Here is a 19,460-nt window from a genome sequence, read left to right as displayed (position 1 = left end):
TTACATGAGTACAATCATTTACATAGTTATTGTGCTGATCGTGAGTTGCATTTTGGTTTGTATTTTTTCAAAATCAAGATCTGCTTCGGGCAGGCCAATATTCGCAGAATCAAACTTTGAACCTCATCCTAACGATAAGGCTATATTGGTCAATGGACCAATCTATAGCAACGTTAAAGATGCCTGTTATGATTTTTGTGACATGTATAATGTGGATGATTATGTTGTACTTATCAAACTGATTCGGATTGATCCTGAAACTACCCTACTCCTGTTTCCTTATGAAATTGATTTTCTGCACTTTGTCAACTTGGTCAACCACCTTCAAGCACCGACAAATCAGCAGTATCATGCCACTGTGACAGGTTGGTTAACGACCAGAGGATCGGACAAATGGATAAACGCTAGAACTGCGAACAAAAGAGCTATGCTAATAAGTGGTCAACACGAAATCGATCAAGATCGAGTCTACTTTATCACTATGGATGGAATAGCCTATCAGTTTACGCTATCGCAAAATATTGCACTAGAAACGAATAACTCCCCTATTACCTATACACAAGCAGAAATAAACATTGAAAATTACGAAGGTAGAAGAGGTGAACTGATTGCATTCCGTCCAACAGAATAATAAATCCTCCCTGATCCCTCCTTAGGTCCAATCAGGTTAGAGGTTACCTTTCGGTTAGCGGTTACCATAAGGTAAGTAACTGACAAAAAAGCGTTTATTGGCTTCCTATTTGATTATCACTTAGCATATAAAATCAAAAAAGGAATCACTATGAAAATTAAAAATATTTCCAAAATTGAAGGTCGCTTACCAATCCGCGATCCCTATATTATGGGTGCCTACCATTTCGATCAGTACCCTGAAGGAAATGGTAAATTAGGTCCAAATGCATCTTTGGAAGGCAGAGAGTTAGGTCAGGACTTTGATCGATCAAATAACTGGCGGATGTACCATGGAGAAACTATCCCTGGTTTCCCACACCACCCGCATCGTGGATTTGAAATCGTAACGATCATTCCCGAAGGCTATGCAGACCACTTCGACTCTAAAGGATCGAAAGGAAGATATGGTCAAGGAGATGTACAATTAATGAGTGCAGGATCCGGTGTTCTTCATGCAGAAATGTTCCCTCTGGTACACGATGACAAACCAAATCCATTACGCCTATTTCAAATATGGTTGAACTTGCCTGGAAAAAATAAATTGACCCCACCCAATTATAAAATGTTGTGGCATGAAGAAATACCAACGGGCGTATTTGAGCAAGAAAACGGAAAGGTGATCATTAAAGCAATTTTAGGCACATACGAAGGCATACAAGCCCAAGAGCCCCTTGAACATTCTTGGGCAAAGGATCCCCAAAATCATGTGGGAATTGCGTTGATCGACATGGAGGCTCATACGACATTTACCTTGCCGGCAGTTTCCGATACCATGAATAGATTTGTGCTGTTCTATGACGGAACGGAAAGTATACAGGTAGCAGACTATAGATTAGATCCAAACAGTATGGTTGATTTAGCCGGTGGTGAAGAGATCGTATTTACAGCAGGCAATGTGGGCGCAAAACTCTTGGTTCTAGAGGGCGAACCCATCAATGAACCAGTTGCTGCTTATGGACCGTTTGTTATGAATACTGAAAGGGAATTGCAGGAAGCCTTTCAAGAATATCGGGTAACTGAATTTGGCGGTTGGCCATGGGGGGATAAAGAATCGGATTTGGTAAATGAAAAAGATGCACCACGGTTTGCGAGCTATGATTTTGGAAAGGTAATAGATGAACCTGGTAAATAATTTATTGACAATCAGTATGCATTTGTTAAAAAATGTTAACTACTGGGTTTAAGCGCTTTTCGGCATGAACATTGAAAAGTACTTATTAAATTTCATAATTTAGGTTAATAATTGGTTAGTTAAAACTCCTTAGGTTCCCCGCCTGAGGAGTTTTTTTTTCGCTTTCTTTTTATTCGGTATGCTTTTACCGGATAAACTATCTCTTTTCTATAAGTATGCCTCACTAATAATATTAATAAGTTAGCTACCTGTAAATTGTTATTTATCTTTTGCCTTTCTTTAGCATTTTATAAATGGAAAGGTTTTGGTTTAAATAGCTATCTTTATCAACCTAAATATTCCATTATGCTTAGTCAAAAGGTTAACACAATACTTCATGAGCTTGAATCTCTCGGGAATGAAAAATTAAAAGCGCAAAATATTAAACGCGGCGCTGGGCACAATCAATTTGGTGTTAAGATGGGCGACATACGAAAAATCGCGGGGAAAATAAAAAAAGATCATGCTTTAGGTCTCGCACTCTGGGAAACCAATCAAATGGAAGCTCGATTTTTGGCCTGTTTAATTTTGGACCCGAAACTATTGTCCAACAAGGAATTGACAGCCATGGTTTCATCGGAAAATTATGCGTATGTAGTGGATTGGTTGTATAATTACATCATTAAAGATTATGCAGATAAACAAACCTTACGGACCGAGTGGTTTACCGCCGATAATCTAATGCTTCAACGCCTTGCATGGAGTCTCATCAGTGGCAATGTAACAAGAAACCCTGATCTAGAGAACATCCCTGAACTTTTGAATACCATAGAGAATGAGATGGGGCAAGCACCTTATGACTTGCAATGGACCATGAATACTGCATTGGCGCAAATCGGCATCAAACATCCGGAATTTCGGGAACGAGCATTAACTATAGGGCACAAATTAGGTGTATTGAAAGATTATCCCGTTTCAAAGGGATGTACTTCCCCTTTTGCACCTATTTGGATTGAGGAAATAGTAAAGAGAGAATCGAATTAAGATGGGTTATATACAGGTCTTCAGCTATGTATTTTCATTTCTGGGAATAATCCGACGTATTATAGAAAAACCAAAAGCCCCTGGAGACAGTTGCACCTCCAACGAATCGATATGATGGAGCCCCATACGCTCTTCTTTGGAAACTGGAATACGCTTATTTAGTCCCTCAGGAAGTTCTGCATACACCACTGATGGCTCCTTTACTTTTTTAACAACAGCCCATAACCGTTTACTATGGCATTTCACCTTGCAGGTCGTAAAATGGGTCTCCTTTTTAGAAAAGATGTAGTTCAGTGTCAAAAAGCAAAAAGATAGCATAGAGCCGAAAATGACCATGGTATAAAGGAGTCTTTCAAAAACATTGATTCGACTAAAGAACTCCTTCTTCTTTATTGCAAAATAAAACAACAAACCGCACACATATAGTAGTCCGATGATGTATACCGGTACAATTGTTTTTTCAAAAAGTAAATGATTGAAAACATTTAATAATAGCGCTAAGAAAAATAAAATATCCAGTGTCGAAACGGACTTAAATCGAACCTTTTCCATTGCCTGATGAAAAGTAATGTTATTGATCTATTATTTAATAAAAACCACCAATCCAACTGATTGATCATCGCGAGCAAAGATATTAAAATTGAATTAAGAATCCCTATTCTCCCATTGATTACGTCAATTTTAACACATTCTCAATTACATTTTTCGACAATTGCATGCCATACACAACATTCTTCCAAAACAAAATTTACTGTAAATTAAGTAAGTTTTAAATTCACATTAATAATAGATAAAATCAACTGATAATCAACATTATACCAATAAAAATAATCAGTAAGGTTAGATGTTTGCAAATTTTAACCTCTACAGTCGTTAACCCACTTCTATTGACCAGATTTTAAAATAGCTTCGTCACCAGAATATATTTTTAAATGTACAACTATTAATATCACAGTCTTAGGCAATAAAATTAAATGTGAGTCAAACTATAATTGTAAACCATATATTAATTTTATAAATATTACGATAATTTATTTCCTACAATTACATTTTGCTTTATATTTGTCATATCAATAAGTTTTGTAATTCTTTTAGCCATGATACTTGTTCTACTTTCTCTTAGCATTATTCTGCCATTTTTAGTTCTTTTATTTTATCAATGGATAGTTTCGGAAGATTCGTTATATCTAAGGCATGCAATAATTATTTCCATTTCATTTGTGATTTTATTATTCATGGTAGTGCTGACAAATCCAAACTTTTGAATTTCAGCGTCGCCTATTCTAAACATTTATAGATAGGTTGATTTTTCTATTTTAAACCCGCTTGTTTAAAATCGACAAGTTCAATGCCTAAATCCTTTATTTTCTGCCGGACCTCAGGATGGGTTAATATTTTCGTGATGTCGCTTCGATCTTTACGGACATTTCTGTACCCTTCATGGCCAACTGTCTCCATTTCATCGACATCCAGCCCCGGATGTTCCACAAACAAGTACGTCTTTGTAGGTTCAAGAAGCTCCAAAGCGTCTATAAACCTAGAAATTTTTGTCTGTAAATCAGCTGATTTATCAAATGGATCCATCGGAAAGAGTTCAATGTTATAATCAAAATCTTGAGGAAGCTTGTATTCCTTAGCCAATCGATCCAACATGGTCTTCACATCCTCATCCCATATACCACATAATATATGTGTGGAGATGTGAGAAACCTGAGGCACTGTCGCTTTCGCCATTTCAATCTGTGCTCTAAATTCCCGTTCAATGTCAGCTAAATTCCATACATGTTCCTGAATTGCACGTCCAGGTGCTAAAGGGTTGGGATTTATAAAGGAATAAAAAAACCCTAAGGAATCCGTAATACTAGGAGCCTGCGTCAGTGGCCTCCATTTGTAATTGTCCCACTCACTGGTGATCATAAGGTGGACACCAACGTCAAGATTTGGATAATCTTTCAATAGGTTGAGCGCCTCAGGCGTCCAGGGGCAATTCATCATCAATTCTACCGATGTCGTAATTCCTTGATCTACGGTCAAAAGAATAGCTTGATTTGCGGAAGCAAAAGATCCCAAATCATCTGCCCTGACAATCAATCTAGGCTTTTGTTGCGCATTTAACGCCACAGGTAGGAGGAGTATAAGATAAATGAAAGCTATTATCCTTTCCATAATTTTAGGGGTTAATTATGTAAATTCAGCTTTAATTTATAAATAAAGTGTAACATTCGTCCCTATTATTCATCTAAATGACAAATCAACAAACGCAAAAAATGAAATATTTAGAAAAATTAATAGGAAAAATTAGCGTGTATGCAAGCTTCATCTTCTTGTTTTTAGGCTTTATCCAACTTTTGTCTGCACAAGAGCTACACGACGGAATCAAAGTGGAAAAAATTGGGAATGGTAACAAAAATATAATCTTACTACCTGGATTTGGCAGTTCAGGTGATGTCTGGAACAAAACAATCGATGACTTGGGAAAAGATTATACCTTTTTCAAATTAACATTCCCCGGTTTTGCAGGTGTTCCAGCTGAAGGAGACCCAAATTACAATGCATGGACAAAGGCCGTAATCGGACTGATTAAAAAGTCTAAAATTGAAAACCCAACACTTATCGGGCATAGTATGGGAGGATTGATGGCACTAACCATTGCTGCTGAGGAACCTAAGTTGATACAAAAGATTGTTGTCGTAGATGCTGTCCCATGCCTCATTGCCTTATCAAATCCTGCATTCAAAGCTGATCCAAACACCGATTGCTCTGCTATGGTTGCACAGATAAATGCAATGTCGGCCGATCAATTCAAGAATATGCAAACGCAAGCTGTGAAAACATTGGTGCGCGACACTGTTCATCAGAATTTAGTTCTAGATTGGACTTTAAAATCGGACCGCAATACATTTGGCAAAATGTACTGTAACTTTTCCCAGATTGATTTAAGAGACAGTTTAACAACCATAAGCGCTCCTGCATTAATTCTGATGAATTCTGGTTTTAAAACAATTGGATCCTCGATTGATGAACAATACAGAGGCTTGACCAATAAATCGATTCGCTATGCGGACCACAGTCTTCATTTTATCATGTATGATGCAGAAGATTGGTATCTGGAACAATTGAAAAGTTTCTTGTAACCATGGATTTCAAGAGCATTTACACTTTGTATTGGGATAAGATCTTCAGGCTCTGTTTGGGTTATGTCAATGATCCTGATCGAGCCAAAGATTTGGCCCAGGAAACTTTTTTGACCGTTTGGGAAAAGCTCCCCTCCTTTCGGCAAGAAGCAGCACTAAGTACTTGGATATTTAGGATTGCGACAAATACCTGTCTTCAGCAAATTCGGGCAGAGCGTAAAAATCATTTCACAGAACTTACCGATGACCTTCCACAAGAAATGGAAAGTACTGAAACAATGGCTGGCGATATTGCCATGCTGTATCGATTCATCGCCGAATTGAAAGAAATTGATCGAATAATCATTTCATTGGAATTAGAGGGCATGAACCAAGCCGAGATTTCCAAGGTTGTCGGATTACATGAAGGCAATATTCGTGTAAGGATTCATCGAATTAAGGAAAAGTTAAATGAAAAATTCAAGAAAAATGGACGCCAATAAATTAGATTTAAATAAGCTTTGGCAAGGCCAAACTGTACCTGCTCCAGATTTTAATGCTTTAAAAAGCAAAATCGAAAAATATAAACGTAAACACATTAAAAAGGGGATTCTTGGGAATCTTACCTTAATCGCCACAATGGTGTTCCTCATCATCCTTTGGCTATGTATCGATTTCACGACCCTATTTGCACCGGCAGGATTAACTTTGGTGGTCTTTGCCATCGCGATGGCCGTGTTAAAAAACCATAATATTCAGCGAAGCTATCAAAAGCTTGATGTGGACAATGATAACACCAGGTTTTTGGATAATTTACTTGCTTTGCAGCTAGCACAACAGAAAACGCAAAAAGTGTTCATGAACATTTATTTCGCGCTGCTGGCCTGTGGTTTGGGAATCTACTTTCTGGAGTTTACTTCACGCATGGATTTTCAACACCTTATCTTAGCCTATGGATTAACCTTCGGCTGGATCGCTTTTGTTTGGTTATACTTGAAGCCAAAAATCAGTAAGAAACAAAATAAAGAAATAGCCCTGCTTATAGAAGAAACGAAGCAAAAAAGTGACCTGTCTTAATTAAAAAGGGGCGCTATTATTATAGCGCCCCTTATACTTCTATCTTCCGAGTAACTTTTGGAAGAAACTTTTCTTTTTCCGGTTTCCATACCCATAACCGTAGCCATAACCATAGCCACCATAACCGTAGCCATAGCCACCATAGCCGGTATTCGTGAATTTCACGCCGTTTAATAAAATGGCCAGGTTGGTTAGACTTCCAGAACTGTATAACTTCTGGATATCCGGCAATTGACGACGGTCCATCTTACCAGCACGGACAACAAATATGGTTACATCGGTAATGCGATTTACAATATCAGCATCAGCAACGATACCAAGTGGAACATTATCCACAATGATATAATCGTAACGTTCCTTCAATTCGACAAAAAGCCTATCCAAACGCTCACTAAGCAGTAGCTCCACAGGATTAGGTGCAATAACACCGATTGGAACAATATCAATATTGGCATCTACCCGATCTTTATAGATAATCTCATCCACAGTAATCGCGCTATCAGATAAGTAATGGGTCGCACCAATTGGCATTGGAAATTTCGTGATGTTACTCAACGTTCCTTTTCTTAAATCCAAATCGACCAATACCACCCTTTTCTTCAGGTATGTTAAACTTACCCCTAAGTTGATTACCGAGAAGGTCTTCCCCGCACCAACATTAAAGGAAGTAAAAGTGATTACTTTTTGCGATTTATCGCCAGCTGACATAAAGCCCAGATTGGTCCTGAATATACGGAATGCTTCAGTCACTTCATCTGTACCTTGTTCCTTGATAACGATATCACTCTTCGCTGTCTTTAAGTCGGTAGAGAAAGGGATTTCTCCAACCAAAGGCACACTGATGTTATCCTCAATATCTTTTCTATAGCGAATCTTAGTATTCAACATTAAGATCAGCAAGAGAATAGCCGTTGGAATTGCCAAGCCAATACCGATACCCAGCGCTAACTTTTTCAATAGACTTGGATAGAATGGGTAATTGCTGGTATTCGCAGAGTCGATAACTTTGATGTTATCATCAGTCATCGCTTGGTTGATGGCATTCTCTTCCCGCTTATTCAATAGGAAGATATACAATTCTTCTTTTACTTTTTGCTGTCTTTCTACAGAAAGCATCATACGTTGTTTTGCAGGCATGGAGCGCGCACGACCGATCGCTGCATTTTCTTCTTGGCGAAGGTTTCTCACCTTAATGCGGTACCCCGTAAGGACATTGTCCACCGCACGGGAAATATTATCCCGAAGGGCATTCAATGCCGTATTCAAATCCTGAACAATAGGGTTTTCAGAACTGTTGCCCGCCGTTAAGCGATTGCGTCTCAACAAAAGTGTATTGTATTCAGTAATGATACTCTCAATCGACTGATCCACCAGGCCCGTATTGCTAGGAATCAATTCATCTCTTTTCGAAGGATCATCCAAGCGCTGACGCATAATTTCAACCAGTTTCATCTGCGTTTCAATTTCTTTACTGGATGCATCGTACCCACGAGAGTCAGACCAATATTGCTCACCAGCAGATTTAACATCAAGCCCCTGATTGGACGTTTTCATGCCTTCGATCTGCGATTCTACACCACTCAATTCCGTTTCGATAATAGCAATACGATCACGGATAAAGTTGGCTGTAGTATCACCTAAAGCCTTTTTATCGTTAATGGTCATGTTGTTATATACCGTAATCAGATTCGTGATCATTTCCGCAGCGCGCATTGGCGATGTATCTTCCATGGTCATCTGCAAGATAGCCACATCCTCCATCTGAACGATCTCTAGATTACTCAAGAAATAACCAACCATCGCATCGATAGGTGTTTTGGAAACCTGAATGGGTTCTGAAACATTCACCCGGTATTTACTTTCAGGATTCGGCGTAATGATCACTTTACCAATTGGCGTGTTGACTGTTTGATTCAATGCAACTACTAATGGTTTTCCAGCCTCTTCCTGATTTGAAAATTCAGATAGCTCCAGTTGATTCTTACCTAAGGATTTCAAGGTGAATTCCTGAGGCATGTTCGGATTTGCATCCACAAATTTCACCAAGAACGGCGATGTTTTGTAGAGTTCCAATGTCCGCAACCCATTTTGACGTTTATAACTAATGTTAGCGTCCAAAGCGCCTATGGTATTTCGCATCAATTCTTTCGATCGTAACTGAAGAATCTCACTATTGACATTCACAGAGTTATAGATATTATTTGGACGGGTGATACGCGATGATGAAATCGTATTACTCGCCGTTTTAATCATAACGGTCTGGGAGCTCTTATAGAGAAATGGGGTTTTATTGTATTGGTAATAAAAGTAACCACCAAAAATTAAAATGGATAATAGATACCAACGCCAATTGGATAGTAAATATTTCAAAACATCCAACACATTGATACTCTGTGTTTGTTTATCCTTTATTAGGAAGTCTTTGTTCATTTTTTAAAATTTTTATTTACCAATTGCAATTATCGATGCACTCAGAGCTAATATACTAGTAAACATACCAATATACCTCCAAGAAAGGTCTTGTCTTGGAGTCATCACTGCAGATTTAGGCTTGACATAAACTATATCATTTTGCTTCAAATTAAAAACCGGCGAATTAAAAAGCTCTGTATTTTCAATATTTGTTGTATACATTTTCCGATTTCCATCTTCTTCGCGAATAACAGTAATTTCTTGGGACTCCGCATTATTAGTCAAACCACCACTTTGGGTAATTGCTTCTAACAAATTTAGTTCTCCATCCTCAATATTCAGCATGCCCACACCATTCACTTCTCCCATCATCATTACGCGTAGGTTAATCATTTCCACACTGACAACTGGTTCATTGATGTATTTCTCACTGATCAAACGGTTCTGCAGCATCGATTTGATTTCATCGATGGTCAAACCTTCCACATGGATACTGCCCAAAATCGGAAAATCAATATTCCCGTTTTTATTCACCAAATATCCTTTTGATGAAGGCCCGGTCACACGTGAAGAAACCTCGCCTCTTTCCGAAACATCATAAAGTCCGCCCTCTTGATTAAAAGGAGCAGCTAATTCAGGTGTCTTGGAACTTACGACAATACTTATACGGTCATTTTTTTGAACTTTCAATTCAGGAATACGCTGGATCCTATAAAAAGAATCAACAGACATATTGTTCACATAAGTAACCTTTCTTGGCACCAAACAGGAACTTAAAGAAAGTACACTTAAGAAAAGCAGGTAGATTGTAAATTTATTCATTGTTAAGATTATTTATGTTGTTAATTTCTTGATAGCATAGTGTGGCAGCTCCCTCATCTGGGAGACAATATAAATGTCCAACAGCAACAGTATGCATAATGTTTTCTAAAATATTGATCATCGATGAAAAAATAGTTTTGTTCCAGCGCAGGGCAGTGAAACTCGGTAGCAAAGTCAACAGACCTTGCGCACCTTTATTCTTCCAAACGAATTGATTATTTGGGGCTTGATCCAAACGGACAATGGCTTTCAAAGGCAAAGATTTATTGATATAGCAAGGGGTTTTTCCACTCCACGGTGTACCATAAATCCGTGCTGAACCATCCTTTTGAATCCGTATTGCGGGATTATCATCGTTCAACAACCTAAACCCAGCATTATGTTTTATCCACAACCGACTGTGCGTACTCTTACCTGTTCCGCTCTTACCCAAAAAAGCCACCCCATATGCAGCATTGCTTACAACGGAAGCATGAATCAACGCCGTATCGTTTGCTAGCACAGACTGACCGAATGCAACCATTACTAACCAACTTAAAATATTGGTTTGATATATATCCTCTTCCCGTGCATAGATCGTTGAATTGTGAAAATTCTTACTGCTCAACATCTGCCAAATACGCTTGTCAGATTTATCCATATTTTCCACACTGGTGATGTAATAGGACTCATCTTCCTCAAACTTGAAACGATCTCCCCAGACTATGGAAATATCACTTAATAATTTGGGGTTATTGGACGTATAATCTGTAGTTTCAAACACAACCTTTAGGTTAATTTGAAAAATACCAGATGGTACTTCCGACACTTTAAAGTCCACAAACGATGGCAAACATTGATCCACGTCAACCCCTTCCGGCAGGTCAATGCTTAATAAATTTTCGGCAACGATATAGTGAACAATTGGCATATTTCTAATTCTATAATTTATTGCATATAAACAGATTGACTACATCTATCTGCTAATTTCAGGTCGTGTGTGACAAAAATAACAAGTTTATCATTGGCTTTTGAAAGCAATCTAGTGATAAGTTTTTCAGATGTTTGCTGGTCCAATGCGGATGTTACCTCATCAAACAACCAAATACTGCTATCTTTCATTAAAGCACGTGCCAGTGCAATACGCTGTGCTTGCCCTTCGGACAATCCAAATCCAGATTCGCCTATGACGGTATCCAACCCTTGAGGGAGGTCATGAACGAATTCCGCACAACTTAAATATAACACTTCTGTAAGCTTTTTATCTGTTAATTCCTTACTATCGGTAATGATATTCTCCCGAACTGTTCCCGAGAATAGTTTATCACCTTGCGGCACATAAGCGATATTCACCCGATGCTTTGGATTAATGGCTATGGTACCTTGTGAATTTTTAATGTGTATGGTCCCTTTGTCCGGTTTAATCAACGCTAAAAGCAGCCGTATCAACGTTGTTTTACCTTTGCCGCTTGATCCTATAATCGCTGTAGGTTCACCGACTCGAACCTTTAAATTAAAATCCTCAATTACATCCGAATCTTCGTATTTAAAAGATAGATCTCGGATGACCAACTCTTGCGGTGCAGGAATAACCTCTGGTTCTTCCTCTTGTTCAATTTCGGTGTCTATAAGTTCCTGCAGGCGCTCTACCGAAGTTCTATAGCGAATAAAAACGGGCACAAAACCCAACATAGCCAATAATGGGGTTTGAATCCGTCCAACCAACTGCAGGAATGCTGTCATCATACCAAAGCTAATCTCATTTGACTGCAATTTGTACACACTCCACACGAAGGTTAATAGAAATCCAGCATTGACCAATAACTTCAACGTACCTTGAGAAACAGTTGAAAAATTCAACAGATTCATTTTCAAGTTATAAATTTCAGTTTGGTTGTTTTCTATTTTCTGCCAACGGAAACCCTGAAGCCCCAATGCACGTAGGGAAACACGGAACCTTAAATTTTCTTGAACGGTTTTTCCAAGATTAGATTCCGCATTTTTCAGGCTTCGATTGATTTTCCGTAGCTGCTTATAATAAAGCTTTGAAAACAGGAATAATGGTGAAATCGCCAAGATCAAAAATGCCAACATGGGATCCATACTCCAAAGCAATATAAAAGAAGCCACCAAACGGATGATAGTAAGCAATAAACCAATGAAGGTACTGGATATCATTTGTACGATATCTGAGGCATCATTGTTTACCCGAATCAATACATCACCGGTATGCCATTGTTTCACAACCTTCCAAGTCGATAGCATTTGATTTTTTATCAGCACATTTTGAAGATGAATCAACATTTTAGACTTTGTCCGATCATTAATCCATGATGCAAGTGTCCGTAAAATCAACCCAAGCACGATATAAAATACAGTAAAGAACAAGGCCTGGTTAAAATTTCCCTTTTCAGGGGAAATGGCATAATCAATAGCGTGTTTGGACCAGATAACAAAAAGTAATGAACAACCTATAGCTACCAATTCCAATAGAAAATAGATCAGCAAGGACCACTTAAAGGGTTTTGCCTGACCCCATGCCCATTTAAATTGATATTTAAATTTGTTCAACAAGTATCCTATCGTTTAAATCTTGAATAGAATTGTATTATCGGGAACCATATCGCTTCACCTGGTGCATAGGGAATGTATTGGACAATATTGTTCCAAATCCTTTTTCCCGAATCCACCCTTCTTCCTCCTTGGTCCTTTTCAATTTCTTCGTATTTACTATTATAAAATCCAAAATTCCCAGCGACCATAATTTCTTCCATCATCCAATCAGCATGTACAGAAGAATCCAATTCACTGGGCAGTTTATCTGGGGATAATCCCAAGTATTTCACCAGTATCACATGCAGCACGTCAATCCATTTTGAAATGCCTAATCGCTTATAAGCCTTCTTCAACTCGGCAGGGTCAATCTGCTCGAAATAATGATAATAAATCCGAGCCGAATCACATAACTGTCGAATACCTATCCCAAAGGACAGGAGATGCTTGAGAATATGCGCGTTAGCTTGAATCGCCATCTGCATTCCTGACAGCACACGCACTTTACGTCCATTCATTTCCAAATAATGATTGGAACGAAACTCTTCTTCTTGGACACTCCTTAAATACCTTTGAATAAAGGGATTATGGAGGTCAAACGTGCGTCCATGATGTTCAATTTCAAAACCATTGAACACATAGGAGGAGCTAAATCCTGCAGATTTCTTAACGTTCAACCCATTTGCTAACATCAGGGCATCTGCCTTTTCAAACACATCTGGAGTTCGAAAACAGAGATCTACATCTCCACAAACTCGGCGAAGCGGGTTGGTATAACAATTGGCGATGCCTTGCCCCTTTAAAAGCATGGGATCAATCCCATTAGCTTTCATCTTCCCCACTACCCTAAGGATATTGATATTCATCTGTTCATTACGCTGCGCATGTTTTTCCACGCGCACCATCCATTGAATGAATAGACTCTTATCGGGTTGGAATATGCTTGGCAACAGCTGAATGGCATCATAAATGACACATTCGACGGTTTGATTGATGCTGATTTTATACATATGATTCCATTCTTCTTTTGAGAGCGGAAAAAGGGATTCCTTCAAAATTGGCTTTCCCCATAACCCAGATTTTAACAACTCAAAAAATATCTCTGAAATCCTTGTTTTTAGCATCAATATCTATTCAATTAGCAATCCTCCTGAACGGAGCTCATCGATCAATCTTTTTGCATCCCCAGCGGCAGTTTCCGAATCCACATCATAATTTGCCAAGAGAAGTTCAATAATTGTCTGCTCTGTGAAATCTATATCCTTCAACTCATTCCAAACAAAAGCAGCAGTGTCATTTAATGTGAAAACCTTTGACATATCCACCATATCTTGACCGGGATCCACAATGATAAAATCCTCACCCACTTTTCTTATTTGTAATTCGCTTCTAATTTTCATTTACTTAATTTTTTAATTTTGGCTAGCAGTGCTCGAAATGGCCTAGCATAGTACCACATCATTCCCTTTGCCCGAATCCAGGTGGTGTCACATGGTATTTCATTATTTCCTCGGAACGCCTGAATAACGACAGCCCCAACATCCTCCCAATCCAGCTCTTCAACCAATGAGAGATTCCCATCGCCCGCTAAACGCACTCCTTCCCGACTTGTTCCTACCACACGATGTAAAATATAATTCCCTTTATAGCGTGCCAACACAATTCTACCTATGGACACATCATCAGCTGTACTGGCTTTTACAACGACAATATCACCTTCAAGGAGAAAGGGAACCATACTCTTTCCAACTACACGGAACTTAACAGTTTTACCTTCATTTAAACTAATGAATAATGCATCAAAAAAATGCGTATTATTCATTGTTTTAATCCTATTTTCTGGTTTATCAACCATTCGTTTTATTCATTATTCCGGATAATGTATGAGATGCTAGTAAACAGATCATAAATGAACCGTCTTTTCCAACCAACAAACGCCAAAAATATCCTTTTAACCAGCTTACAAAAGTAAATAATGGGCTTAGATGCCTAAAATCTTATTATATATTTGTAGGGATTTATCTACCATCTTTTCAAGGGTAAAATTTTCCTGAAAACGTTGATAACTTCCTTCGGAAAACCTATCGTAGGTCTCCCTATCCAACATAATGGCTTGAACAGCTTGCGCTATTTCCGCTCCATTTTCAATATCAACCACCAAACCCGAAACATTATTCTTGTTCACCCAAGCTACGCCTGATTCAGGAATGTTAGTGGAAACCACAGGTTTGCCACAGGACATAGCCTCAATCTGCACGATGGCAAAAGCTTCTGTTTTCAGTATAGAACTTAAACAAAAGATATCGCATGCAGCAAAATAAGTCGGTACGTCCTCGTCCTGTACAAATCCTAGCAATTCGACCTTATGACCGAGATTTTTATTAGCAATCAATTCTTTAAGTTCACTATCCAAAGGACCTGTCCCACCGATAATTAAATGATACGAATCATCTAAGAACTCCATGGCCTTAATTAAATACTCATAACCCTTGTATTCTACCAATCTGCCCAAAGAAAAAACAATGGTTTTATCCTTGTATTTATTTCTAAGGGATTCAATGGGCAGCTTATCGGCTGAAATTGGGTTTATACCAATCGGGATATAATCCACTTTATCCTGGAATTTCTGCAGGAACTTAGATTGCGCCACATATATAGGTGTAGTACCTACGATAATATCAGCTCGTTTGATTAACCAATTCTGCAAAGGTTTGTACAGCTTTAATAATGTTTTCTGCTTGAGAATATCACTATGCCAATGGAGTACCAGTTTTCCTTTATAGCCTGAAAGGAACAAAGCTAAGGTTGCCATTGGATCGGGATGATGAATGTGGATGATATCGTAATCTTTTGCTATTTTCCTCAATTTCCCAATCATATCTGGAGCAAGCATTGTCGCAGCAGCCTTGATCTTGGTCGCTACAACAATGAGGTTGGCGTAAGGATTTAAAGGATAGATTCCAGCGGGATAATCCTCTGTAGATGCACATAGCATATCACATGCTATCCCTTTCGAAGACAACCCCTCCATCAAGTCGTACATTACTTTCTCAACGCCTCCACGAATTGGATAAAACTTACCAACCTGTAAAATCCTCATATTTAAAAATAAAAAATAATAAACTATATACTAAACACTTAAAACAAAAACACTAAACATTTTATGCAGATGATTTAAGCAGTTCTGTAAACACATCCTCCCAGCTATGGGCTAAGGGTTCAGCGATTTTCAGATCAGGCTCTCGCTGAAATGATTGTACATTTCCTTGAATTAATTTATGCATTAAAGAAGCCAATTCTCTGGAATTATCCGGATTGAAATAGGCCACCTGTGCACTTCCACTTGCTGTTTCATGAGCATAAGGCAAATCTGCTAAAATCATTGGTTTGCCATAATTGGAAAACTCAGAAATAGGTAAGCCCCAAGATTCCACCTTGGACGGAAATATTAAGCAATCCGCTTCGGCATAGAATTTACCCATATCCTTTTTTGGTTGGAAGCCTGCGAATTGAAGCGTCTTTAAATGACCCCAATTTTTATACAGCCATGCTGCATATTTATTTTCAGTTCCTTTGACGGTAATGGATACTTTAAAGTTAGAAATGTCTTGCTCCTCTTCCAAAATGGCACATGCTTTAGCAATGACCTCAAAATTCTTATGCGAATTTGGCGATCCAGCAAACACGAATGATAAATTATCGTCTTTCCTTTCATGGCTTAGGTGCATGATCTCTATTTTATCATGTTTTGGAGGTGCAACTATAATCTTGTTTTTCGGAAAATCAAACATTTTTGCCATAGCTTCCCTAAACCAGTTCTGTTGCACGACCAGGTAATTATTCGCTTGTATATTTGTGCGGTAGATCGATTTGGTGAAAATAGCGAACATGGCAATTTTAGGCGCAAATAACAAATCATGCATTTTCCATTTATAAAATGAAAAAGAATTGTGGCAATAGACTGCCCGTATTTTTGCTTCAACAGTTGGCGTCGTGTCATGCAATGAGAACCAAAGGTCTACAGGTGCTAAAGTTTTAGAAATCTTGTTCATCTCCACATATTCATACCATAAGCGATTGGTCCAACGTTTTTTAGGCCACTTTGTCTCAACGTATTCTATATTTGGAAGGTTGATTAAATTACGATCATAGACCAAAGCAACTACTCGATATTGCTTGGTGGCCGCAACGGAAGATAAATAGCCTAAGCATGCCCTTAAAATTTCTAAGGTCCCTGCTTCCACTAAGTTTACAGCGGATATGACAATTGTCTTCATATTATATCTTTGTTATATCGGAAAACATGGATTCCCATTGCTCCATGATTGCTTCTTCATCATACCTTGCAGAGGATAAATACGCATTGCCGCCCATTTCTGACCGTAATTCTGGATCCGCAATCAATGTCAATAGATTATCAGCAATTCGGCCAATATCACCTTCAGGAACCAAAAAACCATTTTCACCGTTTTTGATAATATCTTTTGGCCCACATTTACAAGCATATGTCACCATAGGCAGGCCACAACTTTGTGCTTCCAATAATGCCATAGGCAATCCTTCATATCGTGAAGTCAAGGCAAGCATGGCACTGCCTAAATATTCCTCTTGAATGTTATTAACGGGTTCATTGATCCGAACCACATCAGTTAGATTTAGTTGTGCAATCTGCTCCTCAAGGGTCGTTTTCAGGGGTCCCTTTCCAAAGATATCCAACACCCATTCTGGTGCCGTTTCCTTTACCTTTACCCACGCCTCGATAAGATCCTCAAATCGCTTCTGGTAATCCAATCGGCCGATGGCAATCACGCGTTTATTTTCCAAGGGTGCACGCCCCATTCGCTTAAAGGAATTTGCATTCGGTATCACCTGAATATTCGGCAAATCGCCCCAATACCCCTTATCTTCATGGGTCAAAACAACAAATTTTGCAAAACGAGCAACTGTCCGTAAATCCTGTTTATTTCTAAATTTGTCAATAAAACCAAGCAGTCCACTTCGGCCATATTGTAAACGCTTAAACCTGGAAAAATGAATCTCCAGGACCTTTTTGCTGCCATCATTAATCTTGGTTATAAAGGAAGCATCGTTATCGAACATAGAAATAGTTATATCCGATTTCAGCGTATGCAAAAGTTCAGCTAATTTTTTCTGATGTAAGTGTTGCTTTTTCAGGTAAATCGCACCACGCTTCAAAATACCTCGATCGAGGTCATCCGTATAGTTGATGCCGAGATCATAGGTTTTAATTCTCGGATCCAATGCATAAAACGGTTTCCGTCCTTTTTGATCTGTGGTAACCACATTGACCTCATAGCCCTTGTTCACCAAATAATTAGCCTTATTGGTCAACACACGTTCCATTCCGCCGGAATTAAACGTACCTAGGATACAATAGGTTACCTTCATTTTTCTCAATTAATTCTGTATCCTTAACCTCTTCTTCTGCAGTAAAATAATCTACGCAATAAAACAGCGCATAGATGAAAAAGATATCCGTAGCAACCTTAAGCCAAATCACAAAGGTGATGGCTAAAAACACGAAGAACATCAATCTATATCCCTTGTGCTTCGACATAAAATAAAGTGCATTAAATACAAATAGGACGGCAAATACAGAAAAACCAGTTAGGCCACAGTATAAGATGAACCGACAATAGCCAATATCCGTACTATAGATATAATTATCGAAAACACCACTACCAATTATCCAGGTTTTCGTATCGGTAGGCCAGATCCACATTTCGTTGTTCAATTTATCGGTAGAGTCCGTACGCCATTCTCCAGTTTCCACCCAACTGAAAAACCCTTCAAATGCAAAGCGCATTTGATCATAAAAGCTATCACTTGTTTGATAAAAATAAACTGTAGCCACAACCCCTATGGCAATGATGACAAAGGAAAGCACGCCCAATTTAATGGAATCCAATTTGATAATGAATGAAAACAAACCAGAACTTAAAAAGAAGAGTATTAACGAGCCGCCAAAACCAATAATGGTTGTCCGAGAAATGGAGTTTCCGATAACCACAATCGTAAAATAGGCAATCAATAAGAAGGTGATATTTTTATTGCTTTTTCGCACTTCCTCATTTTCACTCAATAACCCGGCAATCATAATCAAGCAGATGGAAAATCGAACTCCTGCAGGATCTAAAAATGCACCAATACCATATAAGCGATCTACGCGTTTCAAAAAATCTTGACCTTGGAAAACTACAGCATCCACTAACGACCTAAATGCAGGAACATTATCGATAATCATGGCCAGCACACATTGCGCAAAACATACCCCGGCGATATAAAAAGTCAATATTTTAAAGGAGACCTCACCGTAAAAGAACCGGATAAATTCGGTAACTGCATAAGCAGCTAAGAGCCAAATGGCAAAACTACCAATATAGGTAGCATACGAATAATCATCTGTATGATTTATATCGGTGGAAATAAAACAGATAAAAGAAAATACCAATGCGATAAGTGTAGAGGCTAATAGACCATACGTCATCCGCACTTTCCATAATTCAAAAAAGCGATAGACCGTCATAATCCCCCCGAATCCGGCAAGCATCACCTTCGTGTTCAGCCCCACTGGTAAACCAACGAAACTAATGGGAAATAGGAAAAAACTAACCACTGTCCCTAAGAATAAAAATTTTAATAAGTTCCCCATTGGT

At 38.5% G+C, this 19,460-nt stretch carries 19 protein-coding genes; 6 read left to right on the top strand and 13 right to left on the bottom strand.

Annotation, left to right across the window (positions count from 1 at the left end):
* Nucleotides 1-4 precede the first annotated feature (4 nt).
* The 3 genes from G6N79_RS10655 (at nt 5) to G6N79_RS10645 (ending at nt 2,827) form a co-directional block, all read left to right on the top strand.
* Complete coding sequence (locus tag G6N79_RS10655) at nt 5-631, top strand: hypothetical protein (RefSeq protein WP_103907823.1); 627 nt, start codon at nt 5-7, stop codon at nt 629-631.
* Between the two features lie 150 nt (nt 632-781).
* Complete coding sequence (locus G6N79_RS10650) at nt 782-1,804, top strand: pirin family protein (RefSeq protein ID WP_103907824.1); 1,023 nt, start codon at nt 782-784, stop codon at nt 1,802-1,804.
* 345 nt (nt 1,805-2,149) lie between these two features.
* Nucleotides 2,150-2,827 carry a DNA alkylation repair protein gene (locus G6N79_RS10645; protein WP_103907825.1) on the top strand — a complete coding sequence of 226 codons (678 nt, stop codon included), beginning with the start codon at nt 2,150-2,152 and terminating at the stop codon, nt 2,825-2,827.
* 24 nt (nt 2,828-2,851) lie between these two features.
* Here the strand turns inward: G6N79_RS10645 and G6N79_RS10640 are convergent, their stop codons facing one another.
* Together G6N79_RS10640 and G6N79_RS10635 are read right to left on the bottom strand one after the other, a co-directional pair.
* Entirely contained in the window at nt 2,852-3,379 is a 528-nt protein-coding gene (locus G6N79_RS10640; RefSeq protein WP_103907826.1) for a hypothetical protein, read from the bottom strand.
* 759 nt (nt 3,380-4,138) lie between these two features.
* Nucleotides 4,139-4,993 carry a ChbG/HpnK family deacetylase gene (locus G6N79_RS10635; RefSeq protein WP_103907827.1) on the bottom strand — a complete coding sequence of 285 codons (855 nt, stop codon included), beginning with the start codon at nt 4,991-4,993 and terminating at the stop codon, nt 4,139-4,141.
* Between the two features lie 77 nt (nt 4,994-5,070).
* On the opposite strand from G6N79_RS10635, the gene G6N79_RS10630 reads away from it, so the two are divergent.
* From G6N79_RS10630 to G6N79_RS10620, 3 genes are read left to right on the top strand one after another with little or no spacing between them, the layout of a single operon-like run.
* On the top strand, nt 5,071-5,961 hold the full coding sequence (locus G6N79_RS10630) for an alpha/beta fold hydrolase (protein WP_103907828.1): 891 nt from the start codon (nt 5,071-5,073) through the stop codon (nt 5,959-5,961).
* Nucleotides 5,962-5,963: 2 nt separating this feature from the next.
* On the top strand, nt 5,964-6,443 hold the full coding sequence (locus G6N79_RS10625) for an RNA polymerase sigma factor (protein ID WP_103907829.1): 480 nt from the start codon (nt 5,964-5,966) through the stop codon (nt 6,441-6,443).
* Nucleotides 6,412-7,017 (top strand): hypothetical protein, encoded by a 606-nt coding sequence (locus G6N79_RS10620; protein ID WP_146060679.1) that lies wholly within the window; start codon nt 6,412-6,414, stop codon nt 7,015-7,017. The genes G6N79_RS10625 and G6N79_RS10620 overlap by 32 nt, the downstream gene beginning before the upstream one ends.
* Before the next feature lie 39 nt (nt 7,018-7,056).
* On the opposite strand, the gene G6N79_RS10615 is transcribed toward G6N79_RS10620, so the two are convergent.
* From G6N79_RS10615 to G6N79_RS10565, 11 genes are all read right to left on the bottom strand, one after another.
* Nucleotides 7,057-9,447, bottom strand: a complete 2,391-nt coding sequence (locus G6N79_RS10615) for a GumC family protein (RefSeq protein WP_103907831.1) — start codon at nt 9,445-9,447, stop codon at nt 7,057-7,059.
* Between the two features lie 12 nt (nt 9,448-9,459).
* Nucleotides 9,460-10,251 (bottom strand): polysaccharide biosynthesis/export family protein, encoded by a 792-nt coding sequence (locus G6N79_RS10610; RefSeq protein ID WP_103907832.1) that lies wholly within the window; start codon nt 10,249-10,251, stop codon nt 9,460-9,462.
* Nucleotides 10,244-11,161, bottom strand: coding sequence for a hypothetical protein (locus G6N79_RS10605; protein ID WP_103907833.1), 918 nt, complete (start codon nt 11,159-11,161; stop codon nt 10,244-10,246). Before G6N79_RS10605 ends, G6N79_RS10610 begins: the two co-directional genes overlap by 8 nt.
* 17 nt (nt 11,162-11,178) lie before the next feature.
* Nucleotides 11,179-12,801 carry an ATP-binding cassette domain-containing protein gene (locus G6N79_RS10600; RefSeq protein ID WP_262508107.1) on the bottom strand — a complete coding sequence of 541 codons (1,623 nt, stop codon included), beginning with the start codon at nt 12,799-12,801 and terminating at the stop codon, nt 11,179-11,181.
* Nucleotides 12,802-12,809: 8 nt separating this feature from the next.
* Complete coding sequence (locus G6N79_RS10595; RefSeq protein ID WP_103907835.1) at nt 12,810-13,907, bottom strand: nucleotidyltransferase family protein; 1,098 nt, start codon at nt 13,905-13,907, stop codon at nt 12,810-12,812.
* Nucleotides 13,908-13,913: 6 nt separating this feature from the next.
* Nucleotides 13,914-14,183: a PqqD family protein gene (locus tag G6N79_RS10590; protein ID WP_103907836.1), complete on the bottom strand. Its 270-nt coding sequence runs from the start codon at nt 14,181-14,183 to the stop codon at nt 13,914-13,916.
* Complete coding sequence (locus G6N79_RS10585; RefSeq protein ID WP_103907837.1) at nt 14,180-14,638, bottom strand: S24/S26 family peptidase; 459 nt, start codon at nt 14,636-14,638, stop codon at nt 14,180-14,182. The genes G6N79_RS10590 and G6N79_RS10585 overlap by 4 nt, the downstream gene beginning before the upstream one ends.
* 126 nt (nt 14,639-14,764) lie before the next feature.
* Nucleotides 14,765-15,883, bottom strand: coding sequence for a glycosyltransferase (locus G6N79_RS10580; RefSeq protein ID WP_103907838.1), 1,119 nt, complete (start codon nt 15,881-15,883; stop codon nt 14,765-14,767).
* A 61-nt stretch (nt 15,884-15,944) separates the two neighbouring features.
* Nucleotides 15,945-17,060, bottom strand: coding sequence for a glycosyltransferase family 4 protein (locus G6N79_RS10575; protein WP_103907839.1), 1,116 nt, complete (start codon nt 17,058-17,060; stop codon nt 15,945-15,947).
* Between the two features lies 1 nt (nt 17,061).
* A complete protein-coding gene (locus tag G6N79_RS10570; RefSeq protein WP_103907840.1) occupies nt 17,062-18,192 on the bottom strand; it encodes a glycosyltransferase family 4 protein in 1,131 nt (376 codons plus the stop codon).
* A complete protein-coding gene (locus tag G6N79_RS10565) occupies nt 18,158-19,456 on the bottom strand; it encodes a hypothetical protein (protein ID WP_200818852.1) in 1,299 nt (432 codons plus the stop codon). The genes G6N79_RS10570 and G6N79_RS10565 overlap by 35 nt, the downstream gene beginning before the upstream one ends.
* Nucleotides 19,457-19,460 lie beyond the last annotated feature (4 nt).

It is taken from the genome of Sphingobacterium lactis (assembly GCF_011046555.1).
Classification (GTDB): Bacteria; Bacteroidota; Bacteroidia; order Sphingobacteriales; family Sphingobacteriaceae; genus Sphingobacterium; species Sphingobacterium lactis.
This window is presented reverse-complemented; position numbering and strand designations above follow the sequence as displayed.

Coding starts and splice junctions, on each gene's coding strand:
- G6N79_RS10655 (WP_103907823.1), top strand. CDS start 5: ATGAGTACAATCATTTACATAGTTATTGTGCTGATCGTGAGTTGCATT.
- G6N79_RS10650 (WP_103907824.1), top strand. CDS start 782: ATGAAAATTAAAAATATTTCCAAAATTGAAGGTCGCTTACCAATCCGC.
- G6N79_RS10645 (WP_103907825.1), top strand. CDS start 2,150: ATGCTTAGTCAAAAGGTTAACACAATACTTCATGAGCTTGAATCTCTC.
- G6N79_RS10640 (WP_103907826.1), bottom strand. CDS start 3,379: ATGGAAAAGGTTCGATTTAAGTCCGTTTCGACACTGGATATTTTATTT.
- G6N79_RS10635 (WP_103907827.1), bottom strand. CDS start 4,993: ATGGAAAGGATAATAGCTTTCATTTATCTTATACTCCTCCTACCTGTG.
- G6N79_RS10630 (WP_103907828.1), top strand. CDS start 5,071: ATGACAAATCAACAAACGCAAAAAATGAAATATTTAGAAAAATTAATA.
- G6N79_RS10625 (WP_103907829.1), top strand. CDS start 5,964: ATGGATTTCAAGAGCATTTACACTTTGTATTGGGATAAGATCTTCAGG.
- G6N79_RS10620 (WP_146060679.1), top strand. CDS start 6,412: ATGAAAAATTCAAGAAAAATGGACGCCAATAAATTAGATTTAAATAAG.
- G6N79_RS10615 (WP_103907831.1), bottom strand. CDS start 9,447: ATGAACAAAGACTTCCTAATAAAGGATAAACAAACACAGAGTATCAAT.
- G6N79_RS10610 (WP_103907832.1), bottom strand. CDS start 10,251: ATGAATAAATTTACAATCTACCTGCTTTTCTTAAGTGTACTTTCTTTA.
- G6N79_RS10605 (WP_103907833.1), bottom strand. CDS start 11,161: ATGCCAATTGTTCACTATATCGTTGCCGAAAATTTATTAAGCATTGAC.
- G6N79_RS10595 (WP_103907835.1), bottom strand. CDS start 13,907: ATGCTAAAAACAAGGATTTCAGAGATATTTTTTGAGTTGTTAAAATCT.
- G6N79_RS10590 (WP_103907836.1), bottom strand. CDS start 14,183: ATGAAAATTAGAAGCGAATTACAAATAAGAAAAGTGGGTGAGGATTTT.
- G6N79_RS10585 (WP_103907837.1), bottom strand. CDS start 14,638: ATGGTTGATAAACCAGAAAATAGGATTAAAACAATGAATAATACGCAT.
- G6N79_RS10580 (WP_103907838.1), bottom strand. CDS start 15,883: ATGAGGATTTTACAGGTTGGTAAGTTTTATCCAATTCGTGGAGGCGTT.
- G6N79_RS10575 (WP_103907839.1), bottom strand. CDS start 17,060: ATGAAGACAATTGTCATATCCGCTGTAAACTTAGTGGAAGCAGGGACC.
- G6N79_RS10570 (WP_103907840.1), bottom strand. CDS start 18,192: ATGAAGGTAACCTATTGTATCCTAGGTACGTTTAATTCCGGCGGAATG.
- G6N79_RS10565 (WP_200818852.1), bottom strand. CDS start 19,456: ATGGGGAACTTATTAAAATTTTTATTCTTAGGGACAGTGGTTAGTTTT.